Here is a 23,168-nt window from a genome sequence, read left to right as displayed (position 1 = left end):
TTGACTCACAATAAACGCCGGTGTTTTGGATATAGACATAAAAAATAAATACGCTTCAATCATACTGCGCAAAGTTTTTACACTTTTTAGAAGATTTTACTCGAAGTGCAATTACCTACTTACCTTAAACTTCATAACTATATGTTTTTCAATAACTTTAATCAGCCATGCTTGTGGAACACCGATTGCAACCATCGATGTGAAAGCAAAACTTTAATCAACATGGAGGAATTATGGCTAATTCACAGACCCAGCCCAAAAATGTAGCTAGGACGTCAAAAGTTGCACCATCAAGCGAAAGTACGCACCCTTTGGCTGATAAAGTAAAAGATACTTTGCATCATTCTGTTGATGCCTTATCAGAAAAAGCCGCTGCCGCTGAGCAAGGGTTAAGAGATTCGGCGACGAAAGGCTCTGAAAACTTTTCCAAACAGAAACAACAGGTAGAGTCAAAGTGGAACAATTCGAGTATTCGCCAGTACGCGGTCGAAAATCCAGTCAAAACGGCCGGTATTGCATTTGCAGCAGGTGCCTTGCTTGCTTCGCTTTTGAGAAAAGACTAATCAGTTTAATCAACGAGATGAGCAAAGAGTAATGGATACTCATTCAAATACGAAGGAGCATAGCAACGGCGATGCTCCTTCGCCATATTCAGAAAAAAAACGTCTGCAAAGTGAAAGTCGTGAAGAGAATGCGTCTTTCATCGATACCTTTGCTGCATTGGAAGACTTAGTACGCTTTCAAAAACCAAAATTTGCGAATATGAAAGCCGTATTTTTAGCGGAGGCTGCGCTAACTCGCAAAGCTTTGCTTGTAAGTATTTCTCTTACGCTTTTAGCCAGTTTGCTTGCTTTCACAATATGGTTGTTAATAAACGCGTTTGTCGTGAGTCTTATCGTACAAGCAAGTTCAAGCATCGCCTTAGGCGTTGGCGTCCTCATTGTGATTAACCTTTTATTATTCATCTTTGCCCTTTTCCAGTTAAAGAGCGCCTTTAAAAATATCAGTCTTACCAAATCGCTTAGCATGCTTTCATCAGACGAAAAAGAAGAAAGGTCAAAGCAGGTAGTCCATAGTTAGCGCTGATTTTTGCTGATCGCAATGTTGGAGTGGTGCAGTAGATTAGTTATGTAATTAGGTCGTGAACTCAAAGTGACCATTGACTTGTGCTTATACATGTCCACTCACAATCAATATAGGAGGTCAAATTATGTGCATGTTTTTAAAAGACGAACAACAACATTTAGAAAAAATGCTGATGAGACGTCAAACAATGGAAAATTTGCAGAAAAGCAAAATTTTCAGGCTAAAAAAGCGCATTAGAACCTTACTCGTATCTAAACGTGGTTTATGCACAATGTTCTTGCTAGGCGCATTTAGAGAGCTGAATTCTGACAAAGACGGGGCATCTGATAAAAGTAAGCTTAGAAAACATTCCTCGACGCTTGCCAGGTTAGGTTTAAGTGCTTGGCTGTCTTGAAAGTAATTAATTAGCCTTATTTTTCTATTGCCAGAAATTTGCAATTTTTATTGCGAATTTTAAACAAAGCACTATATTAATATTCTACATCCGCCCGAGTTTGGGCAAAAACTACTATCTAACAACATAGGTTGTGCTGAATAAAGCTTTATCGGCGTGTTGAAAGCGTAACGATAAAAGGAGCTTTGTTATGCGCTTTTCTACCCTATTAAGTTGTATTGCAGTGACTTCACTTTTTTTAAGCTCTTGCAATTCCACTCAGAACAATCATCGTCTCGTGCAGTGGGCATATGCAGAAAATGCTCAAGTTAGTCAATATAGGCAGCAAATTCAGAGTCAATTTCCAATTGCAAAAGCGCAAATCATAAGCTTAAGCTCGATTGCCGGATTTGATTTTGATAGTGAGACTGATGTAGTTGTCGCCTATAAAAAACTAGCTTCAATCGAAAGCAATTTTATACCTCGAGCAAGTGAGCTGAATCGACGAACCAATGCGATTGCTAAAAATCTGCAGTCGCAACATAAAATAGAAGCAAACGATACAACTTGGCAGTCTTTTCAGCAATATAAGCAATATGCAGAGAATGAGTTTGAAGCTTTAACATCCTTAGGTCAGGATTTTACTAAAGCTCATGCCGGTTTTAACAAGGCATTGAGTGCACCTGAATATTCGCAGTATGCAAAGCAGTTACCTCAAACTCCATGGCAAGCGCACACGATTATTCAAACACATGAAGCCGAAGATAACAGAGAGCGTTACAACGAGGCAGTTTTAGCCGCTTTGTCGGAAAAATTAGCAAATGTTGATCTGACAAATTTTGAAGCGCTATCACAATTAGTTGACTTAGCCTCTTTCAGCGGCGTTGATCGAGCCAAATATGGGCAATTTCCAAGAAGAGAGGAGTCGCTCACGCCAAAAACCAGAGATATTTCTCGTCAGCTTATTCAAAGCGCGATATCAGGTCATCTTAGTCGAGCTGCTTATTCATATGCTGCACAGTTTGAAGATATTTCGGCCGTGACGTATCAACTGAGCGAACTTGATAATGAAAACAGTCCCCATCGCCCTTTGAGCGAGCTCTTATCAGATACACAAAAGCAGCAAGTAGCGAACATTTTTAACGCGCGCAAAGCTGAAATTATAGAACAATTGATTTTAGCCTATAAACGCTTACTTGATGCCGCGCTCATTTATGCTGAGCAAGCGACTACGCGGTTACAGACTATGGTGGCACACTCAGACAGATTTATGAACGAGCATGGCAATCTTCGAATGTTTCCGGCTGTTCAGACTTACCTGGATGAGCAACAAAACGAACGACTTGCACTATTGCGTGGCATTAGTCAATCTGCGCTTCAGAATATTGAATCGGCCACTTCGCTTGCTCAATTAAATACTGTGCTGTTTGGCTTAATTGCTAAAGCAGACTATACAAGTGATGTTGCTCAGCAGCTTAAGCAAGCTCAAACCAGTAAACTTAATCGGCTCACCGCGTTTGTACCGGCAACGGACCAAGAAGAACTTAGCATACGTAACTTCAGCGCTAAAAACCTAAACTATGAATCAGAATTGACTGCCATCTATTTAGGCGATTTTGATCACGCACGCCTGTCTTCGGACAGTCTGACGGTAGGCTTAATTTTAAATGATTATATGCATGCTTACGGACGTTATTGTGATAGCGAGCTACCCGCTAACAAAGTCCCTATCACTCGGGAGGAATGTGCTACCGAATCAGTAACAACAGATGGCTGGGGAGTTGAAACAAGCCGGGTTTGTGTGAATTGGGTAGAAATACCCACCGGACTGTACGCAGACCCTGTTATTTACAATACGAGTAAGCGTTTAGCTTCAAGCGCAAGTTTGGACATGTTCGGTGATGCGATGCAAGGGGATTGGTTTGCTGGGAAAAGCATACTGGATGATAAAGTATCGCTTGGTGATGACATGGAGAAATTGGTTAATCAGAATCAGTGCAACAATAAAGGACTCAAGCGCTTTGAAGAAAATCTATTACGATTTATACACGGGCAAAGCGGTATAAGACTCCCCAGCGGCATGACATTGGCAGACGTGCAATCCGTTTATAAAATTGACTTCGCACCAGATGATCTTAATTTAAGTCGATTGCTTGACGATTTAATCTTGGAAAATGCGCAGGCATGGATGTTGAATCGCTACTATCAGGGTAGCGTCGCAGACATCGCGGTTATACGCACCTCAAATGAAGGTTATCCGCTTAGCGTAAAAGCCTCTTACCAGTTTAATACCATGGGGCAGAACAGTTTGGGCGAGGTAGTATTGAGCTTTGCCGACAACATACCAAAGTGTCTGTATTTTTCAGATGCGCCTGATACCTGTCGTCATCCTTCACGCGGCATCATCAATCGATTCGAAAAAGGTGAATATGTGGAATAAAAAAGCTGAGCTAGTGTGAACTGGCTCAGCTTCTTAATGCTTAAAACGGGATTAAGTAACTAGTTATTGTTCAGCAAACCTTTAAGTTTATCGCTTGCCTTATCCATCAACTCGTCTTTTTTCTTGTCAACTTCTTCCTGAAGACGCTTTTTAGCTTCTTCTGCGACTTTTTTCTTTGCTTCTTCTTTTGCTTGCTCAATCACATTATCGAGCATAGCTTGCGCTATCGCTGCGCCAACCTGATCTGCCGGAATGCCGTTTGGCTTTCCGATAGAGCCGGCAGTAAAGGTGGGTAAGGTGACTTCATATGCCTTTTGCTCAAGCTCAACTCCGCCTGTTGGCAGATTTTCAAAATTCAGCATCAACTTTGCCGCCTCAACCCTTACTTGCTCCACTATAACCAGCGGGTTTGCACCGGGTTCGGGGGCAGGCGCAGGCTCAGATCCGCTTGGCAACATCTTTTCCAGATTATTTTTCAGCGCAAGCAAGTTGCCTTGTCCGTTTGCATCCAATTCATACAAAATTTCCGGAGCTTTGAGCGTCACCTCCTGCACAACATAAGGTTCAGATGTTGAGCCACCAATGTCTAAAGTGATCGCCTCTAAACTGAATGCGTCTGACTCGCTAAAGCCTTGCGGGTTTTCCACATCAAGATCGCTTATTGTAATGCGGCCTTCTGTCAGCGCTAGGTCAACACCAAACACGGTAACTTGTGTGCCCAAATATTTAGAGCCCTGTTGCTCTATTTGCTGTTTGATAAAATTATCAACATTGCTAAATCCATACCAAACAAAACCGGCAAGCACTGCCAATAAAATTACCACTATTATCAAAAACTTCTTCATCTTCCTTCTCCTAACGGTCTAATAGCAAGATTTAGGTGTACTATCAGGATTGATTTCTCCCGCGACTTCGTCAGGGTCTACACCGTTATCAAGCAAGCATCCTCTAACAAATTCTATATGCTCAAGAATTTTCTTGTACCCTTCACCATATTCATATTTATTTACCTCAATTGCTTTGGGCATGTATGAAAATGCGATTTTAAGGGCATGCAAATCGTCGGCGTTCATGCTTTTGGGGTCACTTTGTAAATACCTTTACCATCAACACCCACGTACAAAAATCCATCAGGACTCATACTCAAGCTGCGAACACGACCAATGCCATCAAACAGTTTACTATGTCCTTTGATTTCATTGCCATCCATTTCAACTAACACAAGCTGTGCAAATTTGAGTGAGCCTACAATCATATGACCGTTCCACTGCGGGTAACGCTCACTGTCTACAAATACCATTCCAGAAGGTGCGATGGAAGGTGTCCACTGCCAGTCTGGCTGTGCCATGCCTTCTTTTGCAGTAATCTCGGTAAAGCTTGTGCCATTGTAGTTTATGCCATAAGAAATCACTGGCCAGCCATAATTAACGGCTTTTTGAATGCGGTTAATTTCATCACCACCGCGAGGGCCATGTTCGTGCGTCCAGATATCACCTGTTTTAGGATGCATTGCCATGCCCTGAGGATTCCTGTGACCGTAAGAATAAATCGTTGGATTAGCGTTTTCCTGAGACACAAAAGGATTATCGCTTGGCACGCTGCCATCATCTAATAGTCGATGAACCTTGCCGGCATCCCGGTCAAGACGCTGAGGATTCACATCTCTGTCACCACGATCACCCACGCTAAGATACAAAAAGCCTTCATCGTCAAACTCTATGCGACTGCCAAAATGGCGAGTATTATCTGTATTAGGCGCAGCTTCAAACAACTGTTCGATATTAGTCAGCGCCATCGCCTCTTTATCTAGCTTTGCTCGAATCAAGGTAGTATTACTGCCTTCTCCTTCGCCCTCAAACCCAGAATAAGAGATATAAAGCCAGCCATTTTCATCATAATTTGGATGCTTTTCGATATCTAACAAACCACCTTGATTGCGCGCATCTACCGCAGGTACGTTCGCAATTTTCTGTTCAAGCAGCTTGCCGTCTCTGATCATGCGTAACTCACCTGAACGTTCAGTTACCAGCATTTCAGATTCATTTAGCCAGACCATTCCCCAAGGAATGGCTACCTCGTTAGTTACGTTAACTAATTCGTAAGCTGAATCAGTGGTTGATGCTTCAATTGGAGGAGACTCTACTTGCGCACATGCGCTAACGCTCAGCCCTGCCAGAACAAACAGAGAAAGCGGCGTTTTTAAATATTTAAACATGGCAGTTACTCTTTGATTAGTTGTTGTTTTTACTTAAAGTGCATAAGCAAAGATCATGACATAGATGCTAGATGAAGGAATCCGTCTTTGCAATTAAAATGGCGATCACTTCTACGTGTGCAGTATGAGATTGTTCCGTTAGTTGCCTATAACTTGGGAAGTACGCTTCGGCTAAATATTTTCACGCTGCTTCCCTGAAGTCCACACAGAGAATTTAAGTCTGGCCTTTTAGAAGTAGCTGGCAACAATAACCAATGTCTTCGATGAGCAAAGCCCAGATCATGCCCTTCAGATGTATCAAAACAGGTATCATCTGCTAATTTTTTTTCAATTAGAATGTATTGATTACTTGATTCAAGCCACTGATAAGCAGATTTAAGCTGGATATCGTTCGGCGTATGGTAGCCAAAATGTGTCATGGTATAGGGAGAAAATAAAAAAAATTGCTCCGACATATCAATCATCGCAAGCTCAGGTTCTGCTGATACATGTTGCTTTATTTGATTTAAAACACCCACAGGCACGCTGTAAGGATTCCGCAAAATGTAACCGTAAGTGCTATAGCTCAACCAAATCACTGACATCACTAATGGCCATGCCAGTAAGATATTTATTCGAGCGCTTAGCAAAACAAAAAGCAACGCTGTTATTCCGGTTAAAGCCAAAAAAGTCCAAGGTTGAATAGCTAATTGGCCAGTTAGCGAAGAAACGGATGGAACTCCCATTGCACCCAGTAAACCCAAAATGCTCAAACTGACAGCGACTATCAGGCTTAAAACAAGTAGGCCGTACCTGAATGCAGAATGACTATTAAATCGAGCATAAAACGGCGCCACGGCAAGCACGAACATTGGCAAGGCAGGCAAAATATATACTCCTCGTTTGCCAGGTGAAAGGCTGAAAAAAAGGAGCATTAGCACCACGTATCCCAGAGGCAACAAAACACGCAGCTCATGCTTTTTAAGATGCAATTGCCAGTCTTTGTATACAAAAATTGCAGCGAAACTTGTAGGTAACCAAAACCATGGTGCAACTGACGTAATATAATACCAAAATGGTTTGAGGTGATGCCATGAATCTGCATAGCGGGTTACGGTTTGCTTTAACAAAATGTTATCGCGATAGGCTTCATGGGCAATGCTGTCAGATAAGCTTACAAGCACTAGCATTGGAATTAACCATATAGATATCGCGGCTAGCATAAATAAAGGACCCGTCGCCCATTTTATGGCAGAGATTTGAAAGCATTGATTGGACTTAGGCGCTTTATGACCATACCAAATATAAGGAATAAGCATCAACAGAGGTAAAAACCCAACGCCTTTTGTAATGACTCCAAGCCCCATAAAAAACCATGCGCTCGCGTACCATCGATAAGTGTCTTTAAGCACGAGAAAACGCAATAAGCCATAGCAGGCAAAGGTCATGAATGCGCAAACGACTGCGTCGATTTGAGCGGTTTTAGCCTGTAATAAAAACTGAAAGCTGAACAAGAGCATCCAGCCTGCTATCAGACCTACTTTTTTATTCCACATGCGTTTGGCAATATCGTAAGTCAATGCAATAGTAATCAGTGCTGCTATCGCGGACGGCAGCAAAAAGGCGATACGCAAATTGGAAGTTAACCAATAAAAAATGGCAATTGCCCACATAAATAAAGGCGGCTTGTCTGGATAAAGTTCACCTGCTCTTGAGGGAAAGAACCATTGCCCGGTTTCCACCATGTCTTTGGCGATCAGCGCAAACCTTGGTTCATCTGCAGGCCATGGATCTCTTAAACCAATACCGCTAAAAATAAGTAAGCTGGCAACCATAAACAGTGGCAGACTGGATGCGGTAATGCTCAATAACAAGCGCTGCTGTATCATTGCCATGTTTTGACTCACAATCAATTAGAGCATGCGCACTGTAGCTTGGCCCGCTCTTGTTTATGCTGTTGATAAAGTCGCCAACTGACAATAGTGGAAACCACTAGCAAAAATGCGCTCATCATAATTTTATAGTAAGAGCCCACTAACAGCCCTTTACCCAGCAATGCAAAAATCAGCGTCTGTGGAATATAACCTACGACAGAGCCTATAAAAAATGCGCTCGGGCGCACATCAGTTATACCAGCAGCCACATTGGTCAATACATTGCTGCCCACCGGTAATAGCCGCAATACAATCGTTTTGCGAGTTGTATGAACATTTAAAAAGCGAGTTACTTTTTCGATAGTCTTAAAATGATACCTTGAAAGAACAGGCCTAAAAATTTGCTTGGCACTGTAAAATGACAAAATGCATCCAAACAAGCTGGCTAACAGCGCCAATAAAAAACCAAACGCAACTCCAAACGCATAGCCTGCCAAAAACGCGACAATCTGTCGCGGCGCACCAACCGCAGTAAGCAAGCTTGAGATAAACAAGAAATAAAGCGGGCCGTAGTATCCACCTGGTCGAATGTCACGATCTATCCACTGTTCATCAAAGCTTGCTAAGAGCGAACTGTAATGGAACAGAAAAGTAAAAATCAGACAGGCTATCAACAATAAAAATGTAGACTGCATTCCGCTCTTTTTAAACCACGCTTGGGGAAACTTATTCTTCATGTTGTACCTGCGCGCGATATACAGCAATACTTGGACTTTTTGAGCGACGTTGCAGCCACATTACACCAAGCAAATCAATGATACCTGCAAATAAACGCTCCCACATTCCGTATTTGGATTCTCCTCGTTTTCTCTCTCGATGAGATACTTCCACAATTTCTACGCATCCACCGACGCGCTTTATCAGCGCCGGCAGATACCGATGCATATGATTAAAATATGGCAATTTTAAAAAGGTATGTCTTGGAAATACCTTTAAACCGCAACCGGTATCTGGCGTATCATCTTTTAATAAATAAGCTCTGACTTTATTTGCTATTTTCGACTGTAAGCGCTTATAAGCAGTGTCTTTTCTATGTTTGCGAAATCCAGTGATACAAAAGTCACGTACGGGGCTAAAGGTGCTGGCTCTCTTCAACAATTTGGGAATATCAGCCGGGTTGTTTTGCCCGTCAGCATCAAGCGTTATGATTAAGCGACCAGCGGCGGCGCAAACTCCAGTGTAAATTGCTGTGCTCTGCCCGGCGCATATATCATGTCTTGCAAGCACGATTTTCCCCGGGTAGTTAGCACTAACTTGTTTAATAATTTCAGAGGTGTTATCGCTACTTCCATCGTCAACGTAAACTATTTCAAAGTCATCTGATTCAGAAAATTGCAGAAAAATCTCATCCACCAATGTGCGAATATTTTCAGCTTCGTTTTTGGCAGGTATGACAATGCTGTAATTTATCTCAAATGACATTAATGAGACTCTTAAAAAAACCATCTTGATATTTCAAATCATATGTTATGAAACTTAAGAGAACCTGAAGAAAGTCCATGAGACTGAATGTTTAAATGCACGAAATTAATTTAATTTTTGCGTGGCTCGGCAGGCGCATTGCCTTAGTAGCCGTTTTCAGAGCTCAAATTTATAAGCTATTTTGCGTATTAATAATTGTTTCGATTTTGGATTTTGTTTGAGAGATGTCTGATTTTCTATTTAGAATAATTTCAAGACGAGAGTCCATAGCTTCATCGCATTCAAAGATGCAGGCTTCACTTCCTTGGCAGTTAAAGTTAAAGATCCCCTCATTTGTAATCATCACTGCTTTAACTCTAATTGCATTTATAGCGTTCAAAATGCGCGTTAAACTGCGGTATTCAAAGCAATAGCTAGCCGGCCAAATCCAGCCAATCGTATAAAAACCTTCACTCTCATTTTGTTTGTACACAACCTGGCTACTCGAGATAGGTTCATCTAATAAAGCTTCATCGCCTGAGAGTTGCTGCTTTGTAATTTGACCTTGATTTCGAGTTTGCGCCAGATGATGTGCATTTTTGCCTAAACGATAACGACTGTTTTGTGAGAGCAGTGCGCCAATGTCCGTATCAATGACACCATGGTTTGCAATACTAAGAGCTGTTTTTTCAAGGCCAATTTCGCTTAAATAGTTGCGCAAAACTACTTCGTCTTCAGAATTGTATAGGTCGGCTTTTGTCGCCATGATGTGATCTGCAATTTCAAACTGTTCTTTGAAAGTGGGGTGATTGCGCCATCTAGCGTCTTGTAATTTACGCGCATCGCTTAAACAAAAGGTTGTCTTAAGCGCAATCACATCTTGATAATATTTACTTGTAAATACGTCAATCACTTCTTTAGGGTGGCCCAGCCCTGTTGGCTCTACCAGTAACCTATGAGGTTTTGCCTGTGCAAGCAGTTGGTTTAAAGCTATTTGCATGGGCAGTCCTGAGGCGCAGCACATACAGCCTCCAGGAATTTCACGGATGAATATTGCTTGTTTATCTTCAGCGTCTTTGCTCACGCTAGCGTTTAATAAAGCACCATCTATCCCTATCTCACCAAACTCATTGACTAAAACTGCCCAGCGCTCATGCTTTGGCTTGGTGAGCAAAAGCGCTTTAATAAAGGTCGTTTTACCGGCACCTAATGCGCCAGTAATGATATTGGTTGGGACGGCCTTGATTATTTGCATCCGTAAACACTCACTGGCATTAAATCTTGCTAAACTTACCAAGAACCATACATTGGATTAGGCAGTAAAATTAATCGTTCTGGCCATTGCTTTGAAAGTGAGTACGCATCAGCCTCTTCTTGTGTTGTTTTGCTAAAGTCTTCAATATTGTCGCCTACCTCCATTACAATTTGTGAGGGTAAATCCCATTGGCTCATGCTTGCAGAAGCGGATGCGGGTCGATAACACTCTGCTGTTCCTGTTTGCACCTGCATGCGACGTAAGTCTTTATCGTTGAGGATTTCAACACTATCTATCGCCGCTGTGTCCTGCACTGAACGACCTATCAGACAGGTATTTTTAGGGGTAATAGGTAAATTCCGGGATAGAAGATTTTGCCAGGTATGCGCATCCAATGTTTTGTCACGATTCGTAATAAAGGCAAGTTTGCCGCCCTTGTTAAGTACTGTTTCAATAAAACCTTTAACCCCAGGCACTAACTCTGCTTCTTCTTGCTTTACCCATTGCGCCCAAGTCTCTGGTGAATATTGGCGACCTGTATTATCGAGGTTTACCTGATAAGGGCTATTGTCGAGGATGGTTTCATCTACATCCATAACCACTACCCAGTTTTCAGTGTTCAAATTTTTGCTATTGATTGCCTTAATTGCTTGCTGATAAATCGCCTGCGTTAAAAAGGCATATTCTTTGCTGCTGGTTTGCCATTTAACTGCGTTCGATAGTGCATACTCTTGCACCGTTTCTTGGCCAGTTATGCTGTCAAGGACAAGATCTACAGACACTGCACAATGGTCACTCAACATCGCTTCAACCCGCATATCATCAAAATTATGGGCTAGCATTTTGTGGTGCAAAATCGTATCTTGCATACCACCTAGAAAGATTAGGTCAATAGGTGCAGGATAATATGGATGACAACCGATAAGATCCGCAGTAGTGTTTTTTAAGCTGGAAGCCGAGCCATCGGTATTGGTAAATAGTTGTTGTGTTAAGTGATTATATGGCGCGCTCAAACGATGGTTAAAGTCACCTAAAACCATATAAGCTTGATCTTCGCGCTCTTTTTCTTCTATCCACTTATCTAAAATTGGCGCTTGCTGAGCAAACACCTTGCATGCGTCGGATTCTGCACGGCTATAGTTATCAACAAAGCAGCCGCTTTTCATATGCACGTTGAGTAAAGAAATATCGCCAAAATCAGTATTGATGTTTATTTCCAAACCATAACGTAGCCCAGGCATGTCCAAACCAAATTCAGGCAGGCTTTCAAGCTTATTTATCTTCAATCCTTTGCGCACAGCGTAAGCGACTTTTTGTTGCGTAGATGTTCGACCCGATTCGCGACAAATGTAGGGCTCGCTGTCCTCTCGCTCAGACATAAATACTTGCCATTGCTGCTCAGGAAATAACATGTGCACAGCTGCTTTTGATGCAACCTCCTGCAAGGCATAAATATCTGCATCGACTCGCTCCAAGTAAGAACGCATCGCATCAATCTCGCTTTGCGTTCTGGGCTTACAACCGCTATCAATTGGATACGCAAGATGCTCAATATTCCACGTTGCCACGCGCAGCTTTGCCTGTTCGTCTTGCTCAAGCGCCGATTCAAACGTATTGTCAGACACGTTGTCACTGCGCTGAACCACATCAGTGTTGGCACAAGCCAGCAGACTAAGACTGAAAAGACCGCACAAAAAAGGTTTAGAAAGGTTTAACTTACTCAACATGGTTTCTCTCAAAAATGTTCTACACACTGATATTGTGACATATCTACTAATAAAAAAATGCCTTGGCCTGTCGATTAAAACAATCTGTTTTAAGAGCAGTCGCCAAGGCATTCCGTGTTAAATGTTATTAGGGGTGATCGTGTGCTTCCTCAGCAATTCCTAACCAAGTTACGTTTGCAGGTATAAAATCAAGCTCAAAATCACCTTCCACTTCCATATCCTCAATATGTACCATTAATACGTGTTGAGCAATGGGGTCAGCAACAAAGGCATACCCACCATTTTGGGCAACCGTCATGCTAAAAGAAACGCCTTCAGGCATGCTGCTAAGATCTTCATCGCTTAGTTCTACTCTGCCTTCAAATTCAAACTCATTTACTCCGCTATGCAGGTGCGCTGATAAAATACTCAGATTCCCTAAACTATCCAATATTAAAGCATGTTCACCATCGTAGCTAAATGCATAGGCAATTGGGCTGGCACCTTCCTGCGCTTGCCAATCAATCACTTCCATTGTGCTTGCTTCAGGATCAATACTTAGCACAATAACTTCGCCAGTGGCGCGATTGCTGGCAATTCCAATAAAAGCTTCTGCATCATGATGCCCATAAATACTGCCGATACGTAAACCATCTATCGCATCAATATTAGCAATCTTGCTTGATTCAAATTCACCATCGTGCTCATGTGCAACTAAAACCCCGTCGCCACAGCCAAATAGCACAAAATCATGGTTTTGTGCAGCGCCATGTAAGTCTGGGCAAGCCATGTCAAACGTTTGCTCTAATTCATATTCACCATCGTGAAGATGATAAACACCTACCTGGTCAGGCAAGATTTTATTTCCTGAGGTACTTTCAGCATCATCTCTGCGAATGCTTGACAGTAAATATTCACCCCGTGGCTCGGCCGCTCCATGCATATTTATGGTATACATCAAACTTGCTGGGCTGTCGTTTTCATTCGTTATGTCCATATCAGAAATCACATGCACAGAAGCAGGCGTTCCGGCTGCAGAATCACCGTCATAGAAAATCGCTGACTGTCCGTCATGATTGACAAAGTGCGTGGGTTGAGAGCCGCTAAGCGTATAGTCACTCATTTGTGGTGCTTGCTCATAATCGTGTAAATGACCTACATGGTCTTCTCTCCATAAACCGCCATCGATAAACTCGACCATATCGGCGTTTCGCGCAACAACCACTGCGTAGCGGTAGGATGCCGAAGGATACACTCGGCTGCCATCATTACTTAAGGTAAAGGTATCTAGCAAAGCTCCGTCATCCAAGTCAATCATCGACACGCTGTTGCTTTGCGATGAGCTGACTGCAAGGCGCCCCATACTTTCAATCAAAAAGTCATTACCACCGCCGCCGTCTCCACCGCCATCGCTGGGCGGTTGCTCAATAATTGGCTCTCGTTCAATAATGGTTGTTTCCGCATCACCACAGCCCGTTAACAAGGTCGCGCTGACGGCCAATGTAAGTAAGCTAAGTGTTTTTAAATTATTCATTAATAGGTTCCTTTTATTTTAATTTGGTTAGCGCGATTAGAAATAGCCTCTAACGCCGATGCTTAGATTGCGTCCCGGACGCGGTGCAATGTCTTTTAAAAATGACGTGTGCACTCTCGCTTCAGTGTCGGTCAGGTTATTGCCTTTCAGATAGACCGTGATGTTGTCATTTAAAATAGGCAAGTCGTAAGCAATGCTTGCATCAACAAGGGTGTATCCGTCAGTTTCTGTTTCAAAATCAGCAATCCTGTCTTGGGTCTGATAGCGTGTAATATCTAGATGTGCACTTAAACTCTCGTTCTGATAGCTAAATTGAGTGCCAAATCTGAGTGGTGGTGTGCGCGGCAAGTCACGAGAACCGTTGTCAGAGTCTTTAAGTCTTGCTCTGACATAATCTGCAAATACATTCGCTTTAAAGGTATCCGTTACTTGCCAGGCAACCTGTGCTTCAAATCCGTGCAAAATCACATCATCGGTTCTGAATAAAAATACCGGCAACTCTCCCTCGTGCTCGTGAGCATCGCCTTCATCTTGAGAGTCATGGTCGTGTGAGCCGTGGTCATGACCACCGTGATCGTGGCTTCCGTGATCGTGTCCATCGTCAGCGAATAAACCCGTATTTACCTGGTAGTAGTAATTGTCTACGCTGTTGTAAAAGGCATTAAAAATAAAGCCGACATCGCCTTCGGTTTTACGAAAGGTCAAATCAATGTTATTAGCCGTTTCAAGGTCGATGACTTCTTGAGTCAAACCAATTGCCGGTCCTTCTCCTTCATAGCTGTGGTCGTGGTCATGATCATGGCCCTCATGTCCAGCGTCATCATGAGTAAGCGCAAACAAAGCACCTACTTCATAAGTACGTGTGCCAATATGCGGACCAAATGAAAGCAATTCGGAAGCAGATGGAGCACGCTCAGATCGGGAAACTGACAATCCAAGATTATAACCTGGAGCAAAATCCCAAACTGCACCTGCACTTAAAGTCACTGGGGTAAATTCATGATCGGCAGTAAATACACGCGTAATCTCAACTTCGCTGCCATGGTCATGGTCATGCTCGTGGTCGTGGTCATGTTCGTGATCGTGCTCATCATCATGAGAATGCGCATCAATCATGGGCAGTCTTACATTGCTCGCATCCATGGTAACGCGTTCAATACGTGCGCCTAATTGTACTAACACATCGCCAAAATGACGCTCTTCAATTAAAGCAACACCAAACATCTCTGTGCTGGATGGTGGCGTAAATGCCTCACTTCCTTGCGCTTCTATATCAGTGTTTTTGTAATGAAAGGATAGGCCACCGCGCCACTCATAAAAAGGTTGATGAAGGGCGTCGATGCGTAGTTCATAGGTTTCGTTAGCGAATACCGTTCCTACCATCCCGTGTTCTATTTCCGAATGTTCGTAATCTGTATAGCCTGCGCGTAAATTTATTTCGCTTAAAAATGCGTTGTCGAAGCTAAACTCACCGAGCATTTGCACGCGTGTCTGCTCCAAATCAGCAAAAACATCTTCTGAATGCTCTTCGCTGTGTTCATCTCCATGGTCGTGATCATCACCATGGTCGTGACTGTCTCCATGAGAATGATCACCATGGCCTTCATCACCATGGGAATGCCCGGGAATGCCGTACTCGCGATTAAACTGCTCTACCGAAACGCCGATAAAACCGTTGTCGAGCAAGTAACTACCACCTACCGTAAAGCCATAAGATTCTTCTGCGCTGTTCTCTACAACAAAATCGCCCGAATGCTCGTGTTCATGCTCGTGGTCTTCATCATGTTCATGGTCATGATCAGCGTCTTCTAACTCCGGCATAACCGGTACTTCATAATCGTCTGAATCGCGATAAAAGCCGTCTGCATAAAATGCAAAGTTGTCAAAGCCGGTGGTGACATTGAAAGACCCAAGCTTTTGATTGTCGACTGAACTGGTCTCAAGCAAAAACTCGCCGCGCGTTTCATTATCAGTAGGCACGCGATTGTCTACCACATTCACAACACCACCAATGGCACCGCTGCCGTAAAATAGGGTAGCTGGACCGCGCAGCACTTCAATTTGCGTTGCAGTAGAGGCTTCACTGGCAACAGCGTGATCTGGCCCCACTCGCGATACGTCACTTACGTCCATGCCGTTTTGCGCAATAAGCACGCGCGGGCCGCTCAACCCCCTGATTACGGGCGTGCTAGACACCTTGGCATGAAAGTTAGTGTGCACACCTGCTAACTTTTCAAGAGAATCGCCCAAAGTTGCGCTTTGCTGCCGGCGAAGCGCTTCACCACTTAGTACGCTAATTGGAATTGATGACTCCATCGACGACATATGAATGGGTGTTGAAACAATATCGATGACTTCAATCGGCGAGCGCTTAAGGGTAAAACTTAAGCCACTTAATCCTGATGATGGCACGCTCAAGTCTTCGTGAAGATGTGCAAAACCGGTAGCACTTATGTGCAATTCAGTCGCACCCTCGCTTATCTGTGAAAACTCAAATTGACCATTTTCGTCTGTGCGCGTTTTTAAGCCTAAACCATGAATTTCAACATTCGCTTTTGCCACAGGTTTGCCATCTGTGCCAATCACTACACCTTCTAGCGATTGTGCAATAGCACTTGTGGAGAGTACTGTGCACACCAGTGCAGCAACTTTAGATAGTTTTCTCATTTGCTCCCTCAATTTTGATTTACAATTTAACTTTCTGTCTCTATGATATGTTATAGTATATCATTTCATCAAGTGATGAATTTAAAAACGCAAAATAAAGTGTTGAAGAGGGTGTAATGTTTAAACTCGTTTTACTGATCGCGCTTTCTGTATTTAGTCTTAAGCTTTTAGCAACAAACCAACATGTGCATGGTCAAGGGAAGTTGCTCATTGCTCAGGATGGTCAGGATTGGCAGTTGGAATTTGTAATTCCTATGGCTGATCTCCTTGGTTTTGAACATGTCGCCGAAACAGCACAACAGAAAAACAGCATAGATGCACTTATTAAAAAAATTGAGAATGTAAGTGAAGTTCTTTCTTTGTCTGAGACTTGTTCGCTGATATCGGTGCAACATTCACTTGACGATATGCACCCTTCTCATGAGCATGCCAGCCACGATAGTTACATGCATGAGCACAAGCATGATCACGACCACAAGCATGAAGATGAGCACGCTCACAAAGACGTAAGCATCACCTATGTTTATGCATGTGAAAGCGAAGTTGAATTAATCAATATTAAAGTATTCGAGTGGGCCAAGTCTCTTGAAAAACTGAACGCGCAGTGGATAACGAATCAGGGCCAGGGTTCAACGATGCTGACTGCATCATCAACTACCTTGAGACTAGGGTCATGACACGTTCATTTAACGCAGAAGCGCTAACCTATCTTAAAAACAGGTGTAATACCAATAAAGTGCGGCTTACTCAACAACGCAGGAAAGTGTATGACGTATTACTGAGTGCGGAGCGTGCCTTATCTGCATATGAATTGACAAAATTGTACAACTCGCGTTTTTCAAGAAAGATTATCGCAACCTCCGTTTATCGCATTCTCGACTTTTTGATTGAAATGGAATTGGCTTATCGTCTCGAAACGATCAACAAATTTATCGCATCTGCTCAAAGCGATAAACGAGTTGCCAATTCAGCGAGTTACTACTTTCCCATTTTTGTTATTTGTGTGAATTGCGAAGATGTAAGTGAACTATCTGTTCCTTATAGCCTCATGCATCAGATGAAAAAAATCGCTGACTCACCTCAGTTCAAGGTAATTGATTCAAAAATTGAATTAAAAGGCTTGTGCACTAATTGTGAGCCTACTTTTAATGCTAACCAAAAAGGAGTGCAAGTTGAAAAAACTATTAGATTCGAGTGATAAAACAGCGGTAGCCCTTTCATTTGTCTGTGTTTTACATTGCATTGCGCTTCCCCTTGTTTTGCTAGCCTTACCCTCTATTTCGGGTCTACTTGTCCTTGATGATGAGCGCTTTCATCTATGGTTAGTGTTCATAGTCATTCCTATCAGTATTTTTGCCTTGATTTCCGGCTTTCTTCACCATAAACGCACGAGTGTTTTCTTTGTTAGCGCACTGGGCATGCTGATGCTCATCGCAGCGGCTCTTTTCGGGCACGATTATTTGGGAGAAAAAGGTGAAGTTGGACTGACGCTTTTTGGCTCGATTCTTATTGCAGTTGGTCATCTTCGTAATCTTCGCTTAAGACGCGTCAGAGTATGTCGCAATTTGTCAGAACCCAGTTTGTAATTTGTCATTATTTAGAGCTTATCAAAGGTAAATTTCCGCATGACCACTAGTTGCGCAAAAAAACTTCCTGTTACTGTTTTATCGGGCTTCTTGGGCGCAGGAAAAACAACTGTACTTAGCCATGTATTAAACAATCGTCAAGGTAAAAAAGTTGCAGTTATCGTTAACGACATGAGCGACATTAATATTGATGCGGCTTTGATTAAAAGTGATGTGTCACTTAATCATAGCGAAGAAAAGCTCGTTGAAATGAGTAACGGATGTATCTGCTGTACTTTGCGAGAGGATTTGCTAAATGAAGTAAGAAAGCTCGCAAACACTGGTACATTTGATTATTGTCTCATTGAATCGACGGGAATTTCTGAACCTTTACCGGTTGCTGAAACCTTCACGTTTGCTGATGAAGACGGTGTTTCACTAAGTGACGTCGCTCAATTGGATACCATGGTCACCGTAGTTGATGCGGTAAATTTTGCCAAAGATTATGAACAGGCAAAATATTTGTCTGAAACAGGTGAATCTTTGCGGGAAGACGATGAGCGCACAGTCGCAGACTTACTCATAGATCAAGTCGAGTTTGCAGATGTAATATTAATTAGCAAAACAGACTTGATAAGCAACACGCAGTTAGCGAGTTTACAGGCAATACTGCGATCACTAAATACAAGCGCCAAAATTGTGCCTATTCAGCATGGGCACGTTGATACAAGTCTTATTTTAGGTACAGGACTATTCGACTTTCAAAAGGCGCAGCTTGCCCCAGGATGGTTGAAAGAAATGCGCGGCGAACACGTACCAGAAACACAAGAATATGGTATCGCTAGCTTCTCATACGCGGCAAGGCGCCCTTTCTACCCCGAAAAAATCTATCAGTTTTTTCATAATACTGCTAAGTACGGAAAATTGTTAAGGTCAAAGGGTTACTTTTGGTTGGCCAGTCGGCCTCAGTTTGCGGGACAGTGGAGTCAGGCTGGAGGTATTGCGCATTATGGCTATGCAGGTATGTTCTGGCTGGCCGTCCCCAAATCTGAATGGCCATGCGACCCTGAATACCTTAAATCAATAGAAAAGCAATGGAAAGAGCCTTTCGGTGATATGCACCAGGAGCTCGTTTTCATTGGTCAGAATCTTGATGAACAAGCCATTCGGAATGCATTAGATGAATGCTTGTTAAGCGAACAAGATCTTATGAAAGGGCAAACTCACTGGAAAACCTTTACAGACCCTTTTCCATTATGGGAACAGTAAAATGAATGTGGCAAGGGCAATAGACACTATTCAAAGTTCGGCAGATGTTCGAATTCCGCTAGAGCGAATGGTTAGCTTTGGAAACGATCTAAATGTGCTAACCGAAATTTATAAAGACAATTGTAATATGACGGTATGGCAACGAAAGCTCTGTAAATCGCTCGTTCAATCTATAAAAAAAGATATTATTGAGCATAATTTTTTAGATAGTGTTTTACTGGTAGGCGCAAATAATATTGAGAACGATATTTCACACATTGCCAGGAACAAAAACTATGGAGAAGCGCTTCGCCAACATATTCATGAAGTCATTGATATGTTTTGCGTTCTCTTTGATTTAAAAAAGGCAGGTTTACGACTTGGCGTTCAAAAAAAAGCAATGTGCCCGCGTTTTCATATTGATCGCGTTCCCTGCCGACTAATTACCACATTTTGCGGAAAAGGCACGCAATGGCTCGCCCATGATAAAGTAAATCGGGTAAAACTTGGCGCCGGAAGTGCCGGTTTACCGGATGAAATATCGGGTTTGTATAATAAGCAAAGCGATATTCAACAACTAAGTACCGGTGATGTCGCCTTGTTAAAAGGTGAATTATGGGAAGGAAATGAAGGTGGTGCTTTAGTGCATCGCTCGCCTCCGCTTGAGGCTGAAGAGCGACGATTAGTTATGACTCTCGATATCATCAATTGACGCAAACTAAACTGACACGATTTAATTTAAAAAAACTAAAAATAAATAATCACTAATTAAGGTCTTTCAATGACGAATAAACATGCAAAGCAATTTTTTGGTCTTGTTGCGATAGGTTTTTTATTAACGCTGGCGGGATGTTCACAACCTGAGCAAAGCGAAAATGAGAAAAGTCTGACAGGCCAGACCTCAGTTACAGCCGAAACTGATAAAAGCAATCAGGGTGAAAACCCTTTTTTCATGACGTGGGATACTCCGTTTAACACGCCTCCATTTTCAAAAATAAGTACAGAACATTTTTTACCAGCGTTTGAACGTGCCATCGAAATGCACAAGCGTGAAGTCAACAATATTACGACTATCGATAGTATTGCCTCATTTGACAATACGATTGCGCAAATGGAACGTTCTGGTAGCCATTTGGATAGAGTAAGCCGCGTTTTTTTCAATTTGGCAAACACTGAATCTGACGAACAAATGCAAAGCATTCAGCGCTCAGTTTCTCCAATGCTCGCCCGCCATGGCAATGAAATTTTATTAAATGAGCAACTGTTTGCACGGATTAAAAAAATCTACGACGAACGCTTAGAATCGGGACTTAACTCTGAACAAATCAGATTGACGGAGCGAATATACAATGATTTTGTGCGCGCTGGTGCTAATTTGTCAGCTGAAGATAAATCGAAACTAGCAACGATTAATGAGGAGTTATCTCGCTTAAGTACAGAGTTTGGCCAGAATGTTTTAAATGATACCCGCGAATTTACGCTGATATTAGAAGAAAAAGATTTGGCCGGTTTGCCACAAACTCTGATTGATGCAGCTTCTGCTCAGGCATCTTCCAGAGGACTTGATGATAAATACGTGATCACTTTACAACGTTCCAGTGTCGAACCGTTTCTGCAGTTTTCTGAGCGTCGTGACCTACGAGAACAGGCGTTTAAAGCTTGGGCTAATAGAGGTGACAACGACAATGAGTTTGATAATAAAGCAATAATACAACAGATAGTCGCCTTAAGAGCAGAACGTGCTCAATTACTGGGGTTTGAGCATCATTCCGATTATGTGTTATCCAACGCTATGGCAAGTAGCCCCGAGGCTGCTATGAATTTGCTATTAAAAGTATGGGAGCCAGCAAAGGTGAAAGCTGAACAGGAAAAATCATGGATACAAGCGCTCATGAAAGAAGAAGGTGCTGGTTATGATCTTGCTCCATGGGATTGGCGCTTTTATGCTGAGAAAGTACGCAAGTCCAGATATAATTTAGATGAGGCCGAAATCAGTCAGTATTTTGAATTAAATAACATGATTGACGCGCAGTTTTTCGTAGCAAATAAATTATTTGGCCTGAGTTTTAAAGAACGTTTTGATATTCCAGTTTACAATCCTGTTGTTCGAGTGTGGGAAGTGAATAACGCGGAAGGGCAAACCATCGGTTTGTTCTTTGGAGATTATTACGCGCGCGACACCAAGCGCTCTGGCGCCTGGATGAGCGCATTTAGAGTACAGCAAAAGCTCGATGGCAGTAATATCCCTCTTATTCTTAATAACATGAATTTGAACCAGCCGGCAGAAGGCCAGCCAACATTAATGAGCTTTAGTGACGCAGTGACGCTGTTTCATGAGTTTGGGCATGCGTTGCATGGATTGTTATCTGATGTCACTTATCCTACGCTCTCCGGGACAAACGTTCCTCGGGACTGGGTAGAATTTCCCGCACAAATTTACGAGCATTTTATTGCGCAACCTGAAATGCTGCAGCGTTTTGCTCGTCATTATCAAACTAACGAAGCCATGCCAGAATCACTCATACAACGCATACAGGAAGCAAGCACCTTCAATCAGGGTTTTGCAACAATCGAGTTTACTGCATCAGCGCTCGTTGATATGGCATATCACCAGCTGACCTCGGTCGAGAACCTGGATGTGCGTGCATTTGAAGATAAAGTCTTGAGTGAGTACGGCAAACCTGAAGAAATTATCATGCGTCACAGAAGTACCCATTTCGGACATATTTTTGCGGGCGGATATTCATCTGCCTATTACGCTTACATGTGGTCCGAAATATTAGATGCGGACGGATTTGACGCTTTTCTTGAAGCCGACAACATTTTCGATGAAGAGACTGCGCGACGTTTGCATGAGTTTGTATTCAGCACTGGCGATACAATGAATTATCTTGATGCCTACATCGGCTTTAGAGGACGAGAACCCTCTACTGACGCATTACTTAGAAACAGAGGGCTTAGAAACAGAGGGCTAGAAATAGAGGATTAAGAAACAGAGGGCTGCTGTATTAAAATCAAAATAGCCCGAAAAAACCAAGCCTGCAAAAAATTTGCAGGCTTTTTTATTAATTTATTTCGTTAATGCTGCCTGAAATCATCAGGATTTTCATAATACGGCTCTATAGAAACGACATCCAAAATATAGGCAGATGTGCCCAATGGGTCCTCAAACAAGCCTCTTCGCAACACGCCGCGCAGACGATAAGCCTGGGTTAATTCGAAATCGGTAAACCCCGCGCCTAATTGCGCAAAGATAATTTGATTAGGCGGCGGTGGCGGAAAATGCAGGCAGGCTCCAAAGTAAGGCACAATAAAAATGTTGCTCAAACTTTTATCTTCAGCATAATCAATGGGTACAATAAAACCAGCTATAGATACAGGTTTGTTATCGAAAGTATCAACACTGTTTGTTGATATCATAGCTGAACTGTAATCTTCGTCAGTGCTGGCCTGTAAAGACAAGAGTAGGTTGTCAGCGAACTCTTTTGGCGTGCCTGCTTGATTTTGCTGATACTTTTTCAAAATCGATTTTTCTTCTTGAGGTAAAAGCTGTGACCACTCAAGCTGGATCATTGAAGAGGATTCAAAGCGCTTTACCAAAGCATCGTTTTGCGTTTCATACAAAGTGGGTTTGAACATGAACCATTGCAGAAGTACACCTTTGTTATTGAAAATTGCAAATCCGATACCAATACCAAGGGCTATGCACGCGATCAATAACAGTATGGCCTTGATAGCTGCCTTCATAAAAATGCCTTACTCATT

21 protein-coding genes are annotated in these 23,168 nt (G+C 42.6%); 10 read left to right on the top strand and 11 right to left on the bottom strand.

What is annotated here, in order from left to right:
• Positions 1-233 precede the first annotated feature (233 nt).
• From D6V41_RS07960 to D6V41_RS07945, 4 genes are all read left to right on the top strand, one after another.
• On the top strand, positions 234-563 hold the full coding sequence (locus D6V41_RS07960) for a DUF883 domain-containing protein (RefSeq protein ID WP_136250941.1): 330 nt from the start codon (positions 234-236) through the stop codon (positions 561-563).
• Between the two features lie 31 nt (positions 564-594).
• A complete protein-coding gene (locus tag D6V41_RS07955; RefSeq protein WP_136250940.1) occupies positions 595-1,080 on the top strand; it encodes a hypothetical protein in 486 nt (161 codons plus the stop codon).
• Positions 1,081-1,210: 130 nt separating this feature from the next.
• Positions 1,211-1,480, top strand: coding sequence for a hypothetical protein (locus tag D6V41_RS07950; protein ID WP_136250939.1), 270 nt, complete (start codon positions 1,211-1,213; stop codon positions 1,478-1,480).
• Positions 1,481-1,670: 190 nt separating this feature from the next.
• Positions 1,671-3,899 carry a hypothetical protein gene (locus D6V41_RS07945; RefSeq protein WP_136250938.1) on the top strand — a complete coding sequence of 743 codons (2,229 nt, stop codon included), beginning with the start codon at positions 1,671-1,673 and terminating at the stop codon, positions 3,897-3,899.
• A gap of 59 nt (positions 3,900-3,958) precedes the next feature.
• On the opposite strand, the gene D6V41_RS07940 is transcribed toward D6V41_RS07945, so the two are convergent.
• The 10 genes from D6V41_RS07940 to D6V41_RS07895 form a co-directional block, all read right to left on the bottom strand.
• On the bottom strand, positions 3,959-4,744 hold the full coding sequence (locus D6V41_RS07940) for a DUF748 domain-containing protein (RefSeq protein ID WP_136250937.1): 786 nt from the start codon (positions 4,742-4,744) through the stop codon (positions 3,959-3,961).
• Positions 4,745-4,762: 18 nt separating this feature from the next.
• A complete protein-coding gene (locus tag D6V41_RS07935) occupies positions 4,763-4,972 on the bottom strand; it encodes a penicillin-binding protein (RefSeq protein WP_136250936.1) in 210 nt (69 codons plus the stop codon).
• The gene (locus D6V41_RS07930; protein ID WP_136250935.1) at positions 4,969-6,114 is read right to left on the bottom strand and encodes a PQQ-dependent sugar dehydrogenase; all 1,146 of its coding nucleotides are present in this window, start codon (positions 6,112-6,114) and stop codon (positions 4,969-4,971) included. The genes D6V41_RS07935 and D6V41_RS07930 overlap by 4 nt, the downstream gene beginning before the upstream one ends.
• Positions 6,115-6,260: 146 nt before the next feature.
• Complete coding sequence (locus D6V41_RS07925; protein ID WP_136250934.1) at positions 6,261-7,988, bottom strand: ArnT family glycosyltransferase; 1,728 nt, start codon at positions 7,986-7,988, stop codon at positions 6,261-6,263.
• A 14-nt stretch (positions 7,989-8,002) separates the two neighbouring features.
• Positions 8,003-8,704 (bottom strand): TVP38/TMEM64 family protein, encoded by a 702-nt coding sequence (locus tag D6V41_RS07920; RefSeq protein WP_241664472.1) that lies wholly within the window; start codon positions 8,702-8,704, stop codon positions 8,003-8,005.
• A complete protein-coding gene (locus D6V41_RS07915; protein ID WP_241664471.1) occupies positions 8,694-9,449 on the bottom strand; it encodes a glycosyltransferase family 2 protein in 756 nt (251 codons plus the stop codon). The genes D6V41_RS07920 and D6V41_RS07915 overlap by 11 nt, the downstream gene beginning before the upstream one ends.
• 169 nt (positions 9,450-9,618) lie before the next feature.
• Positions 9,619-10,683, bottom strand: a complete 1,065-nt coding sequence (locus D6V41_RS07910) for a CobW family GTP-binding protein (protein WP_136250933.1) — start codon at positions 10,681-10,683, stop codon at positions 9,619-9,621.
• Between the two features lie 35 nt (positions 10,684-10,718).
• Positions 10,719-12,410, bottom strand: coding sequence for an HAD family acid phosphatase (locus D6V41_RS18155; protein ID WP_168710985.1), 1,692 nt, complete (start codon positions 12,408-12,410; stop codon positions 10,719-10,721).
• A gap of 127 nt (positions 12,411-12,537) precedes the next feature.
• A complete protein-coding gene (locus D6V41_RS07900; RefSeq protein WP_136250932.1) occupies positions 12,538-13,923 on the bottom strand; it encodes a 5-methyltetrahydrofolate--homocysteine methyltransferase in 1,386 nt (461 codons plus the stop codon).
• A gap of 36 nt (positions 13,924-13,959) precedes the next feature.
• Positions 13,960-16,590 (bottom strand): TonB-dependent receptor, encoded by a 2,631-nt coding sequence (locus tag D6V41_RS07895; RefSeq protein WP_136250931.1) that lies wholly within the window; start codon positions 16,588-16,590, stop codon positions 13,960-13,962.
• Between the two features lie 116 nt (positions 16,591-16,706).
• Between D6V41_RS07895 and D6V41_RS07890 the strand changes: the two genes are divergently transcribed.
• The 6 genes from D6V41_RS07890 (at position 16,707) to D6V41_RS07865 (ending at position 22,392) form a co-directional block, all read left to right on the top strand.
• Positions 16,707-17,267, top strand: coding sequence for a ZrgA family zinc uptake protein (locus tag D6V41_RS07890; protein ID WP_136250930.1), 561 nt, complete (start codon positions 16,707-16,709; stop codon positions 17,265-17,267).
• Complete coding sequence (locus tag D6V41_RS07885) at positions 17,264-17,788, top strand: Fur family transcriptional regulator (protein ID WP_136250929.1); 525 nt, start codon at positions 17,264-17,266, stop codon at positions 17,786-17,788. Before D6V41_RS07890 ends, D6V41_RS07885 begins: the two co-directional genes overlap by 4 nt.
• Positions 17,763-18,176 carry a MerC domain-containing protein gene (locus tag D6V41_RS07880; RefSeq protein WP_241664470.1) on the top strand — a complete coding sequence of 138 codons (414 nt, stop codon included), beginning with the start codon at positions 17,763-17,765 and terminating at the stop codon, positions 18,174-18,176. Before D6V41_RS07885 ends, D6V41_RS07880 begins: the two co-directional genes overlap by 26 nt.
• 39 nt (positions 18,177-18,215) lie before the next feature.
• Positions 18,216-19,424 (top strand): zinc metallochaperone GTPase ZigA, encoded by a 1,209-nt coding sequence (zigA, locus tag D6V41_RS07875; RefSeq protein WP_136250927.1) that lies wholly within the window; start codon positions 18,216-18,218, stop codon positions 19,422-19,424.
• 1 nt (position 19,425) lies between these two features.
• A complete protein-coding gene (locus D6V41_RS07870) occupies positions 19,426-20,115 on the top strand; it encodes a DUF1826 domain-containing protein (protein WP_241664469.1) in 690 nt (229 codons plus the stop codon).
• 69 nt (positions 20,116-20,184) lie between these two features.
• Positions 20,185-22,392 carry a M3 family metallopeptidase gene (locus tag D6V41_RS07865; RefSeq protein ID WP_136250926.1) on the top strand — a complete coding sequence of 736 codons (2,208 nt, stop codon included), beginning with the start codon at positions 20,185-20,187 and terminating at the stop codon, positions 22,390-22,392.
• A gap of 89 nt (positions 22,393-22,481) precedes the next feature.
• Here the strand turns inward: D6V41_RS07865 and D6V41_RS07860 are convergent, their stop codons facing one another.
• The gene (locus D6V41_RS07860) at positions 22,482-23,150 is read right to left on the bottom strand and encodes a DUF3299 domain-containing protein (RefSeq protein WP_136250925.1); all 669 of its coding nucleotides are present in this window, start codon (positions 23,148-23,150) and stop codon (positions 22,482-22,484) included.
• Positions 23,151-23,168 lie beyond the last annotated feature (18 nt).

Origin of the sequence: Ningiella ruwaisensis, assembly GCF_004798935.1 — a bacterium.
GTDB classification, from domain to species: Bacteria; Pseudomonadota; Gammaproteobacteria; order Enterobacterales; family Alteromonadaceae; genus Glaciecola; species Glaciecola ruwaisensis.
This window is presented reverse-complemented; position numbering and strand designations above follow the sequence as displayed.